The 16,698-nt window shown below is 68.2% G+C and carries 14 protein-coding genes; 6 read left to right on the top strand and 8 right to left on the bottom strand.

Features of this window, described 5'->3' with window-relative positions; translation table 11 throughout:
- The first annotated feature begins 122 nt into the window (after window positions 1–122).
- Complete coding sequence (locus tag BLW27_RS08265; protein WP_089882093.1) at window positions 123–632, top strand: hypothetical protein; 510 nt, start codon at window positions 123–125, stop codon at window positions 630–632.
- On the opposite strand, the gene BLW27_RS08270 is transcribed toward BLW27_RS08265, so the two are convergent.
- From BLW27_RS08270 to BLW27_RS08290, 5 genes are all read right to left on the bottom strand, one after another.
- The gene (locus BLW27_RS08270; RefSeq protein ID WP_089882095.1) at window positions 623–1,714 is read right to left on the bottom strand and encodes an ABC transporter ATP-binding protein; all 1,092 of its coding nucleotides are present in this window, start codon (window positions 1,712–1,714) and stop codon (window positions 623–625) included. The genes BLW27_RS08265 and BLW27_RS08270 overlap by 10 nt on opposite strands.
- Complete coding sequence (locus tag BLW27_RS08275) at window positions 1,696–3,390, bottom strand: alpha-glucosidase (protein ID WP_089882097.1); 1,695 nt, start codon at window positions 3,388–3,390, stop codon at window positions 1,696–1,698. Before BLW27_RS08275 ends, BLW27_RS08270 begins: the two co-directional genes overlap by 19 nt.
- Before the next feature lie 117 nt (window positions 3,391–3,507).
- Window positions 3,508–4,734 carry a carbohydrate ABC transporter permease gene (locus tag BLW27_RS08280; protein WP_089882099.1) on the bottom strand — a complete coding sequence of 409 codons (1,227 nt, stop codon included), beginning with the start codon at window positions 4,732–4,734 and terminating at the stop codon, window positions 3,508–3,510.
- Between the two features lie 37 nt (window positions 4,735–4,771).
- Window positions 4,772–5,758: a carbohydrate ABC transporter permease gene (locus BLW27_RS08285; protein ID WP_089882101.1), complete on the bottom strand. Its 987-nt coding sequence runs from the start codon at window positions 5,756–5,758 to the stop codon at window positions 4,772–4,774.
- Between the two features lie 131 nt (window positions 5,759–5,889).
- Entirely contained in the window at window positions 5,890–7,233 is a 1,344-nt protein-coding gene (locus BLW27_RS08290) for an ABC transporter substrate-binding protein (protein WP_089882103.1), read from the bottom strand.
- Window positions 7,234–7,524: 291 nt separating this feature from the next.
- On the opposite strand from BLW27_RS08290, the gene BLW27_RS08295 reads away from it, so the two are divergent.
- The 5 genes from BLW27_RS08295 to eno all read left to right on the top strand — a co-directional run bounded on the left by BLW27_RS08295 (window position 7,525) and on the right by eno (window position 13,871).
- Window positions 7,525–8,847, top strand: coding sequence for a GH1 family beta-glucosidase (locus BLW27_RS08295; protein WP_089882105.1), 1,323 nt, complete (start codon window positions 7,525–7,527; stop codon window positions 8,845–8,847).
- A 3-nt stretch (window positions 8,848–8,850) separates the two neighbouring features.
- Window positions 8,851–9,825 carry a glucokinase gene (locus BLW27_RS08300; protein WP_089882107.1) on the top strand — a complete coding sequence of 325 codons (975 nt, stop codon included), beginning with the start codon at window positions 8,851–8,853 and terminating at the stop codon, window positions 9,823–9,825.
- 111 nt (window positions 9,826–9,936) lie between these two features.
- Window positions 9,937–11,562 carry an alpha-D-glucose phosphate-specific phosphoglucomutase gene (locus tag BLW27_RS08305; protein WP_089882109.1) on the top strand — a complete coding sequence of 542 codons (1,626 nt, stop codon included), beginning with the start codon at window positions 9,937–9,939 and terminating at the stop codon, window positions 11,560–11,562.
- Window positions 11,559–12,500 (top strand): DMT family transporter, encoded by a 942-nt coding sequence (locus BLW27_RS08310; protein ID WP_342708053.1) that lies wholly within the window; start codon window positions 11,559–11,561, stop codon window positions 12,498–12,500. Before BLW27_RS08305 ends, BLW27_RS08310 begins: the two co-directional genes overlap by 4 nt.
- Window positions 12,501–12,590: 90 nt before the next feature.
- The gene (gene eno, locus BLW27_RS08315) at window positions 12,591–13,871 is read left to right on the top strand and encodes a phosphopyruvate hydratase (protein ID WP_089882113.1); all 1,281 of its coding nucleotides are present in this window, start codon (window positions 12,591–12,593) and stop codon (window positions 13,869–13,871) included.
- A gap of 213 nt (window positions 13,872–14,084) precedes the next feature.
- On the opposite strand, the gene BLW27_RS08320 is transcribed toward eno, so the two are convergent.
- The 3 genes from BLW27_RS08320 to BLW27_RS08330 are packed head-to-tail and all read right to left on the bottom strand — an operon-like array spanning window position 14,085 to window position 16,695.
- Window positions 14,085–15,293, bottom strand: a complete 1,209-nt coding sequence (locus tag BLW27_RS08320; protein WP_089882115.1) for a beta-ketoacyl-[acyl-carrier-protein] synthase family protein — start codon at window positions 15,291–15,293, stop codon at window positions 14,085–14,087.
- Complete coding sequence (locus tag BLW27_RS08325) at window positions 15,290–15,550, bottom strand: acyl carrier protein (protein ID WP_089882117.1); 261 nt, start codon at window positions 15,548–15,550, stop codon at window positions 15,290–15,292. The genes BLW27_RS08320 and BLW27_RS08325 overlap by 4 nt, the downstream gene beginning before the upstream one ends.
- A 35-nt stretch (window positions 15,551–15,585) precedes the next feature.
- The gene (locus BLW27_RS08330) at window positions 15,586–16,695 is read right to left on the bottom strand and encodes a UDP-3-O-(3-hydroxymyristoyl)glucosamine N-acyltransferase (RefSeq protein WP_089882119.1); all 1,110 of its coding nucleotides are present in this window, start codon (window positions 16,693–16,695) and stop codon (window positions 15,586–15,588) included.
- Between the last annotated feature and the right edge of the window lie 3 nt (window positions 16,696–16,698).

Here is a 16,698-nt window from a genome sequence, read left to right on the forward strand (position 1 = left end):
AACGCCGCGTAGCGCCCGCGGAACCGGAGCGAGGCGCCCGAAACGGCCGTTCAGACGGTGTTAAGGGAGCCTGGCTATCGTGGTCCGTCTGTGATCCCGGAAAACGAAGGTCTCGATGAACCATGTCCGATGAGCGTCGCAAACCCCGGGGCCTTGTGACGCCGCAATACGAGGATCGCGGCATCTTCAAGAACGGCGTCATCTCGCTGCCGGTCTGGCTGATGCCCCGCTACGGGCGCACGCACCGGGGCGACATCGTGATCAGCGGCCACTACCGGACCGAACAGGACGGCATGCTGCCCATCGAATGCGTCTTCTCGGGACGGCGCATCCCCTACGCGCAGCCGCTGAAGGAGTTCGTCAAGCGCAGCGTGGACCGGTTTTCCAAACCCGGCGCGCATGCCGTGCCGATCCATGTCAACGGGGCGTGGCGCTACCGCTTCGACCTGCGCGAGGACGGCTGGCAGGATCGCATTCGGCAGTTCATGGTCGCCCAGTGGATGTACGTGGGCCCCAACGGTAAGCAGCAGATCATCGGAGAGCCGGTGATTCGCCCGTCGGCCCGACGCGCGCCTGCCGCCGGCGCGCTTCAGCCGCAATCCCGGGCCAGGGCGACCGAGGCTCAGCGGTAAAGCAGCGAGACACCGTCGGCGAAGACGTGCACCTTCTCGGGCTCGGCGGTCATGCGCACGGTCCGGCCGCGCATCTCTCGGTGGATTCCGTGCAGCTTGGCGATCACCGGCTCTCCCTCGCGTCCGGTCTCGAAATACAGCAGCGTGACCTCGCCCAACGCCTCGATGATGTCGACCTTGCCCTCGTAGATGTAATCCGTCCCCTCGGCGGTCACGAAATCCTCGGGGCGCACGCCCACGCGCACGCGGCGGCCCATGTCGCTGGTCTGCGACGGATAATGCGACACCGCGGTGCCGCCGCCGTCCAGCTTGACGGTCGTACGTTCGCCGGTGCCGGTGATCTCGCCGTCCAGCAGGTTCATCGCCGGAGAGCCGATGAAGGTGGCGACGAACTCGCTGTTGGGCGTCTCGTACAGCTCCAGCGGCGTGCCCACCTGCGCGATCCCCTTGTTGGCCAGCACGACGATGCGCGTGGCCAGAGTCATCGCCTCGACCTGGTCGTGGGTGACGTAGATCATCGTGCGCTCGGGCATCTTCTCCTTCAGCTGCGCGATCTCCAGCCGCGTGGCCACCCGCAGTGCTGCGTCGAGGTTCGAGAGCGGCTCGTCGAACAGGTAGACCTTCGGATCCCGCACGATCGAGCGTCCGATCGCCACGCGCTGGCGCTGGCCGCCCGACAGCGCCTTGGGCAGCCGGTCGAGGTAATCCTCGAGCTGCAGCATCTTCGCCGCGCGGGTCACCGCGGCGTTGATCTCGTCCTTGCTCTTCTTCGCCAGCTTCAGCGCGAAGCTCATGTTCTCGCGCACGGTCATGTGCGGGTAAAGCGCGTAGGATTGGAACACCATCGCGATGCCGCGCTGCGCGGGGGGCACGTCGTTGACCACCTTCCCGTCGATCTCCAGCGTGCCGCCGGTGATCTGCTCCAGCCCCGCGATCATCCGCAGAAGCGTGGACTTGCCGCAGCCCGAGGGGCCGACGAAGACGATCAGCTCGCCCTGCTTTATGTCCAGGTCGATGTTCTTCAGAACCTCGACGGTGCCGCCATAGGTCTTGGCGACGTCCTTCAGCCTGAGGTTTGCCATCCCCTCCCCCCTTTCTTGTCATGTGTCGCCCTGAGCGCCAGCGCCGGCTGCCACGGTCCCAGGTGCAGGCGTCCGTCGGGCGCGGGTCCGGCGCTGCCCAGATCGATTCCGACCTGGTGCCACTTGCCTTCGGGCATGTCCGTGACGGCGGGCTCGCCGGACAGGTTGAAGGCGCAGAACATGAATTCGCCGTCATATTCGCGCACGAAGCGCAGCACGGTTCCATCGGCGCCGATGTCGGTGAGCGAGCCCTTGCGCAGCGCGGGGTGGTTCCGTCGGAACGACACCGCGCGGCGGTAATGGTGCAGCACCGCCGCAGGGTCGTGCTCCTGCGTGGCGACCGCCCGGTTGAGATGGTCGTGGTTGACCGGCAGCCAGGGGCGGACGCTCGAGAAGCCGCCGTTCTGGTTCGACGCGTCCCACACCATCGGCGTGCGACAGCCGTCGCGCCCCTTGAAGGCGGGCCACATGGTCTTGCCATACGGGTCCTGCAGGTCCTCGAAGGCGATCTCGGCCTCGGGCAGGCCAAGCTCCTCGCCCTGGTACAGGCAGACGGACCCGCGCAGGCACATCATCAGCGTCAGGTAGCAGCGATAGCCCGCCTCGCTCAGCTTCCAGCGCGTGCCGTGCCGCGGCACGTCGTGGTTCGAGAACGCCCAGCAGGCCCATCCCAGCCCCGCGACGCGGTGCAGGTTCTCGGTCACCTTGGCGATGTAGGCGGCCGAGGGCGCGTGAGCCGACAGCAGGTCGAAGGCGTAGGACATGTTCAGCAGGTCCCCGCCGGTCGTGTATTCGCCCAGGATCTCGAGTCCGCGCTGGTCATCGCTCACCTCGCCCACGGCGGCGGCGTCGTACTCGTTCAGCAGCGCGCGCATCTTGCGCAGGAAGACCAGGTTCTCCGGCTGCGTCTTGTCGTACAGGTGGTCCTGCCACGTGTAGGGGTTGACCGCCGGCGCGGTGATCGGGTTGCGCTGGTCGGCCGACAGGGGCGGGTTGTTACGCAACTGCGCGTCGTGGGTGTAGAAGTTCACCGTGTCCAGCCGGAACCCGTCGACGCCGCGATCCAGCCAGAACCGCGCCACTTCCAGCAGCGTCTTCTGCACCTCGGGCTCGTGGAAGTTCAGGTCCGGCTGCGCCTGAAGGAAGTTGTGCAGGTAGTACTGGCAGCGCGTGGTGTCCCATTGCCAGGACGAGCCGCCGAAGATCGACAGCCAGTTGTTGGGCGGCGTCCCGTCGGGCCTTGCATCCGCCCAGACGTACCAGTTCGCCTTCGGATTGTCGCGGCTCGACCGGCTTTCGCGGAACCACGGATGCTCGTCCGAGGTGTGGCTCAGCACCAGGTCGATGAACACCTTCAGGTGGTGGTCGTGGGCGGCGCGGACCAGGTGGTCGAAATCCGCCAGGCTGCCGAACATCGGGTCGACGTCGTAATAGTCGCTGACGTCGTAGCCGAAATCCTTCATCGGCGACGTGAAGAACGGCGAGATCCAGACCGCGTCGACGCCCAGCGAGGCGACGTAGGGCAGCCGCCGGGCGATGCCCAGCAGGTCGCCGATGCCGTCGCCGTTGCTGTCCTGGAAGCTGCGCGGATAGATCTGGTAGATCACCGCGCCGCGCCACCACTCGGGATCGGGGTTGTGTACGGTTCTCAAGTCGCTCTCGGCCTTTGCTTTCATGCGGTTCCCTCTTCCGGCCCGGCCTGACCCGGCCGGGGCTGTGGCCAGGCGCGTCGCCGGGCATGTTCTTTCTGCCCCGCAGGGGCATGTCGTGAGCGTCCCGCAGGAAACATCGCGTCACTTGACCGACCCGGCCAGCATCCCGCGCACCAGGTATTTCTGCATCGCGAAGAAGACCAGCAGCGGCACGGCGATCATCACGAAGGCGGCGGCGGCAAGGATGTGCCATTCGCCCCCGCGCGACCCCAGCAGGTTGGTGACGACGAAGCGCGTCATCACCGTGCTGTCGGTGTCGGCGGGCAGGAAGACCGACGCCACCAGCAGGTCGTTCCAGGTCCACAGGAACTGGAAGATCGCGAAGGAGGCAAGCGCCGGGAAGCTCAGCGGCAGCACGATCTTGGTGAAGATCTGGAAGTCGGTCGCGCCGTCGACCTTGGCGTTCTCGATGATGTCGCGTGGCAGGCCGACCATGTAGTTGCGCAGCAGGTAGACCGCCAACGGCAGGCCAAAGCCGGTATGGGCCAGCCAGATGCCGAGGAAGCTTTTCCCGATGCCCAGCCACCCGTGGATGATCGTCAGCGGCACGAAGGCCAGCTGCAGCGGCACCACCAGCAGGCCCACCACGACCGCAATCAGCAGGCCGCGCCCCGGGAAGTCCATCCAGGCCAGCGCGTAGGCGGCGAAGGCCGCGATCACGATGGGAATGACCGTCGCCGGGATCGCCACCGTCATCGTGTTGACGAAGGGGCCGAACAGCGCCTCGTCGGAAAACAGCATGTCGTCCAGCTGCTGGCCCATCGAGCGCGCCTGCTGCCGCTCGGCCGTGTTCATGTCGGTCAGGACCTCGGCGTAGTTGTCCAGCGTCAGCTGCGGCGGCGCCACCAGCGCCATCGGCAGCACCAGCTGCCCGGTCATCCGCTCGGGTGCCGCGGCGCGCAGATCGCCGTTCGCCTCGACCGTCACGGTCACGCCGTCGCGTGTCTCGACGGTCTCGCCGGGCTCGGTGGTGGGGCCGCGCAGGCGCGAGGTGCCGAAGGCATCGACCCGGCTGCGGTCCAGGATGTCATCGGGCAGCGCCTCTCCGGTCGGGCCCGCGAAGACGTTCGTCTCGAGCACCCAGAGACCGTCGCGCTGCACCTGGTCGTCGACCGGGATGCTCAGCACGTAGGGCTGCGGCGCGCCCTGCAGCGCGCGCCACCACCCGGTCTGGGAAATCGCGTCCTGGTCGCGCAGAGACGTGATCAGAAGCCCCAGCGTCGGCACGATCCAGACGATCACCAGCACCAGCGTGGCCAGGTGCGTGACCAGGCTCAGCCCGGTTCTCTTTCCGGCGATGTTGTCCATGTCCGTCCCCTTCCCGTTGCGCGCATCCGCGCGCGCCTCAGCGCGTCTCGGAGCGCGCCTGGCGGATGTTCCAGACCATCACCGGCAGCACCAGGATCATGATCACCACCGAGATCGCGGTTGCGAAGCCGTAATTGCCGCTATCGAAATACCGCATCATCTGCGTCGGCAGGATCTCGAGGTTGCGGTACTGGTTCCCCATCGCCGCGACGATGTCGTAGACCTTCAGCACCAGGATCGTGATCGTCGTCCAGACCACCACGATCGTGCCCATGATCTGCGGCACCTTGATCTTGAAGAACACGTCGAAGGAATTGGCGCCGTCGATAATCGCCGCCTCGATGGTCTCTTCGGGCACGCCGCGCAGGGCGGCCGACAGGATCACCATGGCGAACCCCGTCTGGATCCAGATCAGCACCACCATCAGCAGGAAGCTGTCGACGATGTCGCCGTCGATCAGCGTCACGCCGCTTTCGGCGCCGAACAGGCCGCGGATCGCGTTGACCACGCCGATCTCGATGTCGGGATGGTAGACGAAGCTCCAGATCAGCGAGGCGCCGACGAAGCTGATCGCCATCGGCATGAAGATCAGCGACTTGGCGATGTTGCCCCAGCTCAGCCGGTCGGTCAGCTGCGCCGCGATCAGCCCGAAGAACGTCGACGCCGCCGGCACCACCAGCACCCACAGCATGTTGTTGAGCAGCGCGATGCGGAACGTGTCGTTGGCGAAGATTTCCGAGTAGTTGCGGTACCAGCCGCCCGCCGCCACGCCCGAGGTCACCGACAGCCAGCCCGAGTAGAAGACCGGCACCACCAGGTAGAGCCCCAGCGCGAACATCGCCGGGAACAGGAAAAGCCAGGGCCGGATCTGGTTCGCGCGGTTGATGTTGCGGCCGGCATGCTCGCCCTTGGCGGGCAGGAAGACGTGGTCCAGCACCCAGTTCGAGGCCCAGAAATAGGCGAACATGCCGCCCACGCCGATGATGATGGTGACGATTCCCGACACGATGACGGAATCAAGCATGGGTCCCTCCCCTTGCCACCGCCCATGCGGGGCGGCGCCGTATGAGGGACCTGTCGCGCGGCTCGCGCCGGTCCCTTCGTGTTGTCAGCCGTCCCGGCCGAGGTGCCGGCCGGGACGGTCACGTTCGCGGATTACTTGATGGCGTCCCAGGCGCTCTGGATCGACGCGGCCTCGGCCTGGGCGTCGCCGGTGCGCAGGTATTCGACCATGCCGGTCCAGAACGCACCCGCGCCGATCTCGGACGGCATCAGGTCGGATGCGTCGAAGCGGAAGGCCGTGGCGCCCAGCAGGATGTCGCCCATCCCCTTCAGCGTCTCGTTGGCGTAAAGCTCGGTGTTGACACCCGTGTGCGGCGTCAGGAAGCCCGACTGCGCCATCCAGACTTCGTGCGCGATGGGCGTCTTCAGGAAGTCGATGAAGGCGCGGGCGGCCTGGTTGTCATCGGTGATCGCCCAGACCGTGCCGGCGCCCAGCACCGGGCTGCCAAGGTCCTGCTCCTCGTAGGCGGGGAAGTAGAAGAAGTCGTAGTCCGCATCCTCGGGGAAGAAGGTCGGGATGAACGACGCCTGCCGGTGCATCAGGCATTGCGGCGGGAACTGGAACAGCCCGTCCGGCGCGTCGCGGAAGTCCGTGGCCACGACCTCGGCCGGCGTCATGCCGGTGAAGTCCTCGTTGCGTGCAAAGGTTCCAAAGGTCTCGATCGCGTTCACCACCTCGGGGCTGTCGAACGGGATCTCGTTGGCGACCCAGGCATCGTAGGTGTCCAGGCTCTGCGTGCGCAGCATGATGTCCTCGACCCAGTCGGTCGCGGGCCAGCCGGTCGCCCCGCCCGATCCCAGCCCGATGCACCACGGCGCGAAGCCGTCCTCGACCGCCTGTTCGCTGAGCGCGATCAGCTCCTCCATCGTCTGGGGAACCTCGTAGCCGAGCTCCTCGAAGACCGGGGGCGAGTACCAGACCAGCGACTTCAGGTCGACCTTGTAGAAGAAGCCGTTCAGCGCCTCCTCGCCGGCCTGCTCGTTGTAGCTGGTGGCAAGATCCACCCAGCTTTCGCCGGCGGCGTAGTTCTCGCGGATCCAGTCCGCGGTTTCCTCGGACAGCGGCGCCACGTGGCCCTGCGCGGCAAGATCCGCCAGCAGGCCGGGCTGCGGGATCACCGCCATGTTGGGCAGTCCGCCGGTCTGCGCGGCGCGCCGGATCTCAGATTCGAAGCTGTCCGAGCCTGCGTATTCGACCTCGGCGCCGGTGGCCTCCTCGAAATAGGCGATGACCGAGTCCGCAAGGTCCTTGTCGTCGCCGATCCACGGGCCGGTGATGTTCAGCGTCTGGCCGGACAGGTCGTGCTCGGACGCGAAGGTCTCGAAGCTCTCCCAGTTGAAATCGCCTTCGCCGGGGGTGAATACCAGCTCCTGTGCCTGCGCCGATCCGGCGCACAGGGCCGCAACGGCCACTCCGGCGTAAAATGTCTTCTTCATGATGGTCCTCCCAATCGGATCGCGTCTATGCGCGCTTTCTGGTGCGTTGACCTAGACGCGCCGGGCCCTGCGTCAACGGGCGCCCTCATACCCCGCAAGGCCCCGGCACGCGGGTCAGCCGCAAGCGCCGTGGTCCCTCGATTAGCGCGAACCGACCTTGTGCTGTCAATGCCGACGGGGACGGCTTGCGACGATGCCGCCCCACCTGCTAGCCCTTGACGCGACGATCGTCGGGGCGCCGGCCCCGGGGGCGCGCCGCCGGTCCCGGCCCGCCGCAGCAGGAGGAAAACCATGAAACATTCCCGTCCCGACTTTCCCAGGGGCTTCCTGTTCGGCACGGCCACCTCGGCCTACCAGATCGAGGGACATGCCTATGGCGGCGCCGGCCGCACCCACTGGGACGACTTCGCCGCCACCCCCGGCAACGTCGTGCGCGCCGAGGACGGCGCCCGCGCCTGCGACCATTACCACCGCTATGAGGACGACCTGGACCTGGTCGCCGCGGCGGGCTTCGACGTCTACCGGTTCTCGACCAGCTGGGCGCGCGTCATGCCCGACGGCGAGACCGTGAACCCCGAGGGGCTCGACTTCTACGACCGGCTGGTCGACGCCATGCTGGACCGCGGGCTGAAACCCGCGGCCACGCTTTACCACTGGGAGCTGCCCTCGACGCTGGCCGATGCCGGCGGCTGGCGCAACCGCGCCATCGCCGATCACTTCGCCCGCTTCACCGAGGTGCTGATGTCGCGGATCGGCGACCGCGTCTGGTCGGCAGCCCCGATCAACGAACCGTGGTGCGTCGCCTGGCTGTCGCACTTCCTCGGCCACCACGCGCCGGGCCTGCGCGACATCCGCGCCACCGCGCGCGCCATGCACCACGTCCTGCTGGCGCATGGCCGCTCGATCGAGGTGATGCGCGGGCTGGGCATGAAGAACCTCGGCGGCGTGTTCAACTTCGAATGGTCCACCCCCGCCGACGACAGCGAGGCCACGAAGGCCGCGGCCGAGCGCTACGACGCGATCTACAACCGCTGGTTCCTGGGCGGCGCCGCGAAGGGCGAATACTCTGCGCTGGCGCTCGAGGGTCTCGAGCCGCACATGCCGACCCGCTGGCAGGACGACATGACGCTGATCAGCCAGCCGCTCGACTGGGTGGGGCTGAACTACTACACGCGCAAGGTCATCGCGCACGACCCCGACAGCCCGTGGCCGCACGTGGCCGAGGTCGAAGGACCGCTGCCCAAGACCTTCATGGGGTGGGAGATATTCCCCCAGGGCCTGGGCAACTTCCTGCGCCGCGCCGCGGCCGAATATACCGGCGATACGACGCTCTACGTGACCGAGAACGGCATGGCCGCGCCCGACCCGCTGGTGGATGGCGGGGTTCAGGACGACGACCGCATCGCCTTCATCGACGACCATCTCGACCAGGTTCAGGAGGCCATCGACGACGGCGTGCCGGTGCAGGGCTATTTCCTGTGGTCGCTGATGGACAATTACGAATGGGCGCTGGGCTACGAGAAACGCTTCGGCCTGGTGCACGTCGATTTCGACACGCTTGCACGCACGCCAAAGGCCTCGTACCACGCGCTCGCCAAAGCGTTGAAGGACTAGGCCATGCCGCACGCGACCCTCGCCGTCGTCGCCGATATCGGCGGCACCAACACGCGCGTCGCGCTGGCGCATGGAACGAAGGTCGACACCGGCTCGATCCGCCGCTACCGCAACGCCGAAAGCGACGGAATCGAACCGATCCTGCGCGCCTACCTGGCCGAGACCGGCGCGCGCCCGCAAGCCGCCTGCGTCGACATGGCCGGCCCCGTGCGCGACGGCGTGGGCACGCTGACGAACCTGCCGTGGCGGGTGGCGGCGGCCGGGCTGCGCGAGGCGACGGGCGCCACCACCGTATCGGTGCTCAACGACATGCAGGCGCAGGGCGTGGCGGTGGGCCACCTCGACGGCGCGGGCCTCGCCACGCTGATCGAGGCACCCGCCGCCGGACCCGGGACGCCGCGGCTGGTGGTCAACATGGGCACGGGGCTGAACGCCCAGCCGGTGCTGAAGCGCCGCGGCCTGACGCTCGTGCCCCCGGCCGAGGCGGGGCACGTCTCGATCCCCGTCCAGACCCAGGAAGAACTGCGCCTGCGCGACTGGGTGGCCGAACACCACACGCACACGACCCCCGGGCTCGAGGACCTGCTGTCCGGCCGCGGGTTCGAGCGCGTCCATTCCTGGTGCTGCGCCGAGGAGGGCGAGAGCGTCGCCCTGCCCGCCTCCGAGATCTTCGCGGCCTTCCAGGCCGGCGAGGCCCGCGCCGTGCGCGCCGCGCGCATCGTCGTGCGCCTGCTGGGCCGCTACGCGGGCGATCTGGCGCTCATCACCCTGCCCGTCGGCGGCATCTATCTGGTCGGCGGCGTGATCCGGCACCTCGGGCCTCACCTGAACGGCTTGGGCTTCGTGGATGCCTTCCGCGACAAGGGCCGGTTCGCCCCGTTCATGGAGCAATTCGCCGTCCACGTCGTCGCCGACGATTACGCGGCACTCACCGGCTGCGCCGTGCATCTCGACGAGTTGCTGCGCGAGCCGCGCTGACGCGGAACGCCCCGCGCGACCGGGGCGTATGGTCCGCGCCGCCGGCGGCGCCTTGCGCGCGTGAACGGCAGGCGCGATACAGGATGCACGCCCGTACCACAGGAGGATGCCATGAAGATCGACACCGTCTCCACCAAGCCGATCGCGGGGCAGAAGCCCGGCACCTCGGGCCTGCGCAAGAAGACCCACACCTTCCAGGAGCCGCACTACCTCGAGAACTTCGTGCAGAGCATCTGGGACGGCATCGGCGGCGTTCAGGGCAAGACGCTGGTGCTGGGCGGCGACGGGCGCCACTTCAACGACCGCGCGGCGCAGGTGGTGCTGCGCATGGCCGCCGCCTCGGGTGCCGCGCGCGTCATCGTGGGCCGCGATGCGCTGCTGTCCACGCCCGCCGCGTCGAACCTGATCCGCGCGCGCGGCACGGATGGAGGCATCATCCTGTCGGCCAGCCACAACCCCGGCGGCCCCAGGGGCGACTTCGGCGTCAAGTTCAACACCGCAAACGGCGGCCCCGCCCCCGAATCCGTCACCGACGCGATCTTTGACGCGACGAAGACGATCTCCGAATACCGCATCATGGAAGCCCACGACGTCGACCTCTCCACCCCCGGCGAGCGCACGCTTGGCGACATGGTGATCGAGGTCGTCGACCCGGTCGAGGCCTACGCCGCGCTGATGGAGGAGATCTTCGACTTCGACGCCATCGCGGACCTCTTCGCCTCGGGCTTCACCATGCGCTTCGACGCGATGCACGCGATCACCGGGCCGTATGCGAAGGCGATCCTCGAGGACCGCCTCGGCGCCGCGAAGGGCAGCGTCGTCAACGCCGAACCCAGGCCCGATTTCGGCGGCGGCCACCCCGACCCGAACCCGATCTGGGCCAAGCCGCTGATGGACCTGATGATGGGCCCCCACGCGCCCGATTTCGGCGCCGCCAGCGACGGCGACGGCGACCGCAACATGATCGTCGGCCGCGGCATCTACGTCACGCCCTCGGACAGCGTCGCGGTGCTCGCCGCCAACGCCACTCTGGTGCCGCGCTACCAGGACGGGCTTAGGGGCGTCGCGCGGTCCATGCCCACCTCCCGCGCGCTCGACCGCGTGGCCGAGAAGCTGGGCGTCGACTGCTACGAGACCCCCACCGGCTGGAAGTTCTTCGGCAACCTGCTCGACGCGGGCCGCGCGACGCTCTGCGGCGAGGAATCCGCCGGCACCGGCTCGGACCACCTGCGCGAAAAGGACGGGCTTTGGGCCGTGCTGTTCTGGCTCAACATCCTCGCCGTGCGCAAGATGCCGGTGAAGGACCTGATGACCGACCACTGGCAGACCTTCGGCCGCAACTACTATTCCCGCCACGATTACGAGGACGTCGACGCCCAGGCCGCGAAAAGCCTGATGAGCGAGCTGCACGCCCAGATCCCCACCCTGCCCGGCACCGAAGAGGCCGGGCTGCGCGTCACCAAGGCCGATGAATTCGCCTATGACGACCCGGTCGACGGCAGCCACGCCGCGTCGCAGGGGATGCGCGTGCAGTTCGAGGGCGGCGGCCGCGTGGTCTTCCGCCTGTCGGGCACCGGCACCGTCGGCGCCACCCTGCGCGTCTACCTCGAAACCTACGACCGCAAGGCGCTGGACGACGACCCGCAGGAACGCCTGAAACCCGTGATTGCGGCCGCCGACGCCATCGCGCACATCCGCAAGCGCACGGAGCGGGACCGTCCCGACGTGATCACCTGACCGCCGCCGCCGACACCGACCGCCCGACCGGCGCCGCACACAACCTTCGCGGCATCGGCTGGATGATCATGGCCATGGCCGCCTTCGCGCTGGAAGACGCGTTCATCAAGGCGGCTTCGGCGATTGGCATGCCCACCGGGCAGATCCTCATCGTCATCGGGATCGGCGGCGGCGCGATCTTCGGCGCGCTGGCCCGGCGTCGCGGAATCGCGCTGTTCACGCCCGTGCTGCTGCGCCCGGCGGTGCTAACGCGCAACGTGACCGAGGTCATCGGCACACTGGGCTTCGTGACCGCGATCACCACGATCCCGCTGGCCACCGCCTCGGCGATCCTGCAGGCGACGCCGCTGGTCATCACCATGGGGGCGGCGCTGTTCTTCTCGGAACCCGTGGGCTGGCGGCGCTGGACCGCGATCGGCGCGGGCTTTGCCGGCGTGCTGGTCATCATCCGCCCGGGGCTGGACGCCTTCGACCCGTGGTCGATCACCGCCGTCATCGGCGTGCTCGGCCTCGCGGGCCGCGACCTTGCCTCCCGCGCGGTGCCGGTCGCGATCTCGAACCTTCAGGTCGCCACCTACGGCTTTCTCACGCTGATCCCGACCGGGCTTATCATGCTCGCCGTCACCGGCGGCACGGTCTGGCCGGACACCACGGGCTGGCTGCTGCTGCTCGGCGCGATCGCCGTGGGCACCGCCGGCTACTATTCCATCACCGCCGCCTCGCGCACCGGCGAGGTCGCGGTCGTCACCCCCTTCCGCTACACCCGCCTGCCCTTCGCGCTGCTCGTCGGCTGGGTCTTCTTCACCGAGGTTCCGGACGCGCTGACCTATGTCGGGGCGGCGCTCATCATCGCCTCGGGGATCTACACCTTCCTGCGCGAACGCCGCCTTGCGCGCCTCGCCCGCGACCGCGTGATGAACGCCGGCGCGCCGGTCTGACCCGCGCCGGCCACGCGCCTGACCCAGCGTTTACAATCCGCGCCCGGCTGGTATGACGGGCGCAACCAAACGCGATCCGAGGGACGATCCATGAGCACCATCATCGACATCCACGCCCGAGAGATCCTCGACAGCCGGGGCAACCCGACGGTCGAGGTCGACGTCACGCTGGAAGACGGCACGATGGGCCGCGCGGCGGTGCCCTCGGGCGCATCGACCGGCGCCTACGAAGCCGTGGAACGCCGCGACGGCGACAAGGACCGCTACAAGGGCAAGGGCGTGCTCGAAGCCGTGGCCGCCGTGAACGGCGAGATCGCCGAGGAACTGGCCGGCATGGACGCGACTGAACAGGTCAGCCTCGACATGGCGATGATCGAACTGGACGGCACCGACAACAAGGGCCGGCTGGGCGCCAACGCGATCCTCGGCGTGTCGCTGGCGGCGGCCCGCGCGGCGGCGGATTTCTGCGGCCAGCCGCTCTATCGCTACGTCGGCGGCACCTCGGCCCGCGTCCTGCCCGTGCCGATGATGAACATCATCAACGGCGGCGAGCACGCCGACAACCCGATCGACATCCAGGAATTCATGATCATGCCCGTCGCCGCCGCGAGTATCCGCGAGGCGGTGCGCATGGGCTCGGAAGTCTTCCACACGCTGAAGAAGGAACTGTCCGACGCGGGAATGTCCACCGGCCTCGGCGACGAGGGCGGCTTTGCGCCGGAACTCGGCGGCACGCGCGAGGCGTTGGATTTCATCCTCCGTTCGATCGAGAAGGCCGGCTACACGCCGGGCAAGGACATCTATCTCGCGCTCGACTGCGCCGCGACCGAGTATTTTGACGGCGGAAAGTACGAGATGAAGGGAGAGGGCAAGTCCCTCACGCCGGACGAGAACGTGGCCTACCTCGCCGCGCTCTGCGACGACTACCCGATCATCTCGATCGAGGATGGCTGTTCCGAGGATGACTGGGACGGCTGGCGCGCGCTGACCGACGCCCTTGGCGATCGCGTGCAGCTCGTGGGCGACGACCTGTTCGTGACCAACCCGCGCCGACTGCAGATGGGCATCGAGAAGCGCTGCGGAAATTCCATGCTGGTCAAGGTGAACCAGATCGGCACCCTGACCGAGACGCTGCGCGCGGTCGAGATGGCCCACCGCGCCGGCATGACCAACGTCATGTCGCACCGTTCGGGCGAGACCGAGGACACCACCATCGCCGACCTCGCCGTGGCCACCAATTGCGGTCAGATCAAGACCGGGTCGCTGGCGCGCTCGGACCGGCTGGCCAAGTACAACCAGCTGATCCGGATCGAGGAGATGCTGGGCGAGGCCGCGGAATATGCCGGCCGGTCGATCCTGCGCGGGCGCTGATCTTCTTTCCCCTCGGCGCTCCGGGCGCCGAGGGGATGACGCGGCTTCAGCCCGGTTTCCCGACGGCCTCGGATCGCCTTCGCAGGCGGACTTCGCCGGCTCTCGCCCGGCATCGCCAGGCCAGACTTCTAACAGGACGTTAAGACGCCCCTGCAAGTCATTGATTTCCTTAGGGCGTCCTGATGTCCCACCGTGGGACACCCGGACTCCGCCTCAGACGCGCCCCAGCGCCAGCACCGCGTTGAGGCCCCCGAAGGCGAAGGCGTTGGACAGGACCACGTCCACCTCGGCCTCGCGCGCCTCGTTCGGAACCACGTCCAGCGCGCATTCCGGATCGGGTTCCTCGTAGCCGATCGTCGGCGCGATCACCCCGTCCCGCAGCGCCATGATGCAGGCCAGCAGCTCGACCGCGCCGGTGCCGCCGATCAGGTGGCCGTGCATCGACTTGGTGGACGAGATCATCAGGTCGTCCGCATGGTGCCCGAACACGTCCGCCACCGCCGCGCACTCGGTCTTGTCGTTGGCCGCCGTCCCGGTCCCGTGCGCGTTGATATAGCCGACGCGCTCATGGTCGATCCCGCCGTCGCGCAACGCGCCGCGGATCGCCCGCGCGGCCCCCTGTTTCGACGGCATCACGATGTCCGCGGCGTCCGACGTGGCCGCGAATCCCACCACCTCGGCCAGGATCTCGGCCCCGCGCGCGCGGGCGTGCTCGTACTCCTCGAACACGAACAGGCCCGCTCCCTCGCCCTGCACCATCCCGTTCCGGGTGGCCGAGAAGGGCCGGCAGGCATCGCGCGACATGACGCGGAGGCCTTCCCACGCCTTCACGCCGCCGAAGCACAGCATCGATTCCGATCCACCGGTCACCATCGCGGTGCACAGCCCCGAGCGGACCATCGCGAAGGCCTGCCCCATCGCATGGTTCGACGACGAACAGGCCGTGGCCACCGTGAAGCTGGGGCCGCGCAGGTTGAACTCCATGCTCACATGGCTGGCGGCGGCGTTGTTCATCAGCTTCGGGACAACGAAGGGATGGACGCGGTTCTTGCCCTCTTCGTAGACGGCGCGGTAATTCTCGTCCTGCGTGGTCAGCCCGCCGCCCGACGTGCCCAGCACGACGCCCGCGCGGTCGGCCAGCTCTCCGTTGAAGTCGAGCCCCGACTGCCCCAGCGCCTCGCGCGCGGCGATCAGCGTGAACTGGGTGAAGCGGTCATACAGCGCCAGCTGCTGGCGGTTGAAGCGATCCTCGGGCGTATAGTCGCGCACCTGCCCGCCGATGCGAATCGCCAGCCGCTCGACATCGCGGAAATGCAGCTCGCCGATCCCGCAGCGCCCCTCGCGCATTGCCTCCATCGTCGAGGGAACGTCGTGGCCCAACGGGTTGATCGTGCCCGCGCCGGTGATGACGACGCGCTTCACGCGTGCTGCTCGTCCATCAGCTTGCGGATGCCCGCGACGATCTGCCCGACCGAAGAGATGTCGAAATCCGAGCCCTGCGGATCGTTGGCGTTGAACGGAACCGAGATGTCGAACGTTTCCTCGATGGCAAATATCGCCTCGACCAGGCCCAGGCTGTCGATGCCCAGTTCCTCGGGGGTCGAGTCGAGCGTCACGTCCGACGGCTCGAGCATGGCCTGTTCGGCGATGATCGCGATCACCCGGTCCTGCACATCCATCGCTGATTTCCTCGTGCTGCCGTATCGCGCCCGATCTAGTCGCTCTGCGGCGTATTTGAAACCGCTTTCTTGAGCGCTGCGACGTCGCGGAACAGGCGCGGCAGCCGGCGCAGCGCCTTGTAGCTTTCCACGTGGCTGTCCATCTTCATCGCCGGATAGCCCAGCATCACCCGCCCCGCCGGCACGTTGGCCAGCGCGATCGTGGCACCTGCCAGGATCGCGCGGTCGCCGATATGGATGTTGTCCGACGCGCCCGCCTTGCCGCCCATCACCACGCCCTCGCCCAGCACGGTCGAGCCGGCGATGCCTACCTGCGCGCACAGCATGCAGTCGCGCCCGATGACTACGTTGTGGCCGACCTGCACGAGGTTGTCGATCTTGACGCCGTCGCCGATCACCGTGTCGCGCACCGTGCCCCGGTCGATGCAGGTCTTTGCGCCCACCTCGACGTCGTCGCCGATGGCGACGCCTCCCAGGCTGTGGATCCGCGCCCAGCCTTGCGCGGTCGCGGTGCCCTCGGCGCCCAGCGTGGCACGGGCAAGTTCGGGCCCCGAGGGCTCGGGCGTCACGAAGGAAAAGCCGTCGGCGCCGATGCAGGCGCCCGGCTGCGAGATGAAGCGCGCACCGATCCGCACCCTCGCGCCGATCTGCACGCCGGCATGGATCAGCGCGCGCGCGCCGATCTCGGTGTCGGCGCCCACATGCACCTGCGGGCCGATCACGCTGCCCGCGCCGATCTGCGCGCGCGGGCCAATCACGCTGAACGGCCCGATCGACACGTCGTCCCCCAGCGCCGCCGACGGATCCACCACCGCCGAGGGATGGACCCCCGGCGCATAGCCCTGCCCGGGATCCATCATGGCCGAGACGGTCGACAGCGCGAAGCGCGGGCGCGGGGCAAGGATCGCCGCCCGAAGCCCGTGGCCGCGCCAGTCGGCGCCCTCCCACATCAGCGCTGCGCGCGCACGACCCTCGGCAAGGCCCGCCGCGAATTCGGGCTTCATCGCCAGCGCAAGATCGTCCGCGCCGGCCAGTGCCGGTTCCGCCAACCTGACGACGCACAGATCGCCGTCGCCCTCGGCCTTCATGCCAAGGGCGACGGCGATCTCGGCGATGGAATGGCGGTCGGGGGTCGGGCTGGACATGGC

Origin of the sequence: Citreimonas salinaria, assembly GCF_900107235.1 — a bacterium.
In the GTDB taxonomy this organism is placed as follows: domain Bacteria; phylum Pseudomonadota; class Alphaproteobacteria; order Rhodobacterales; family Rhodobacteraceae; genus Citreimonas; species Citreimonas salinaria.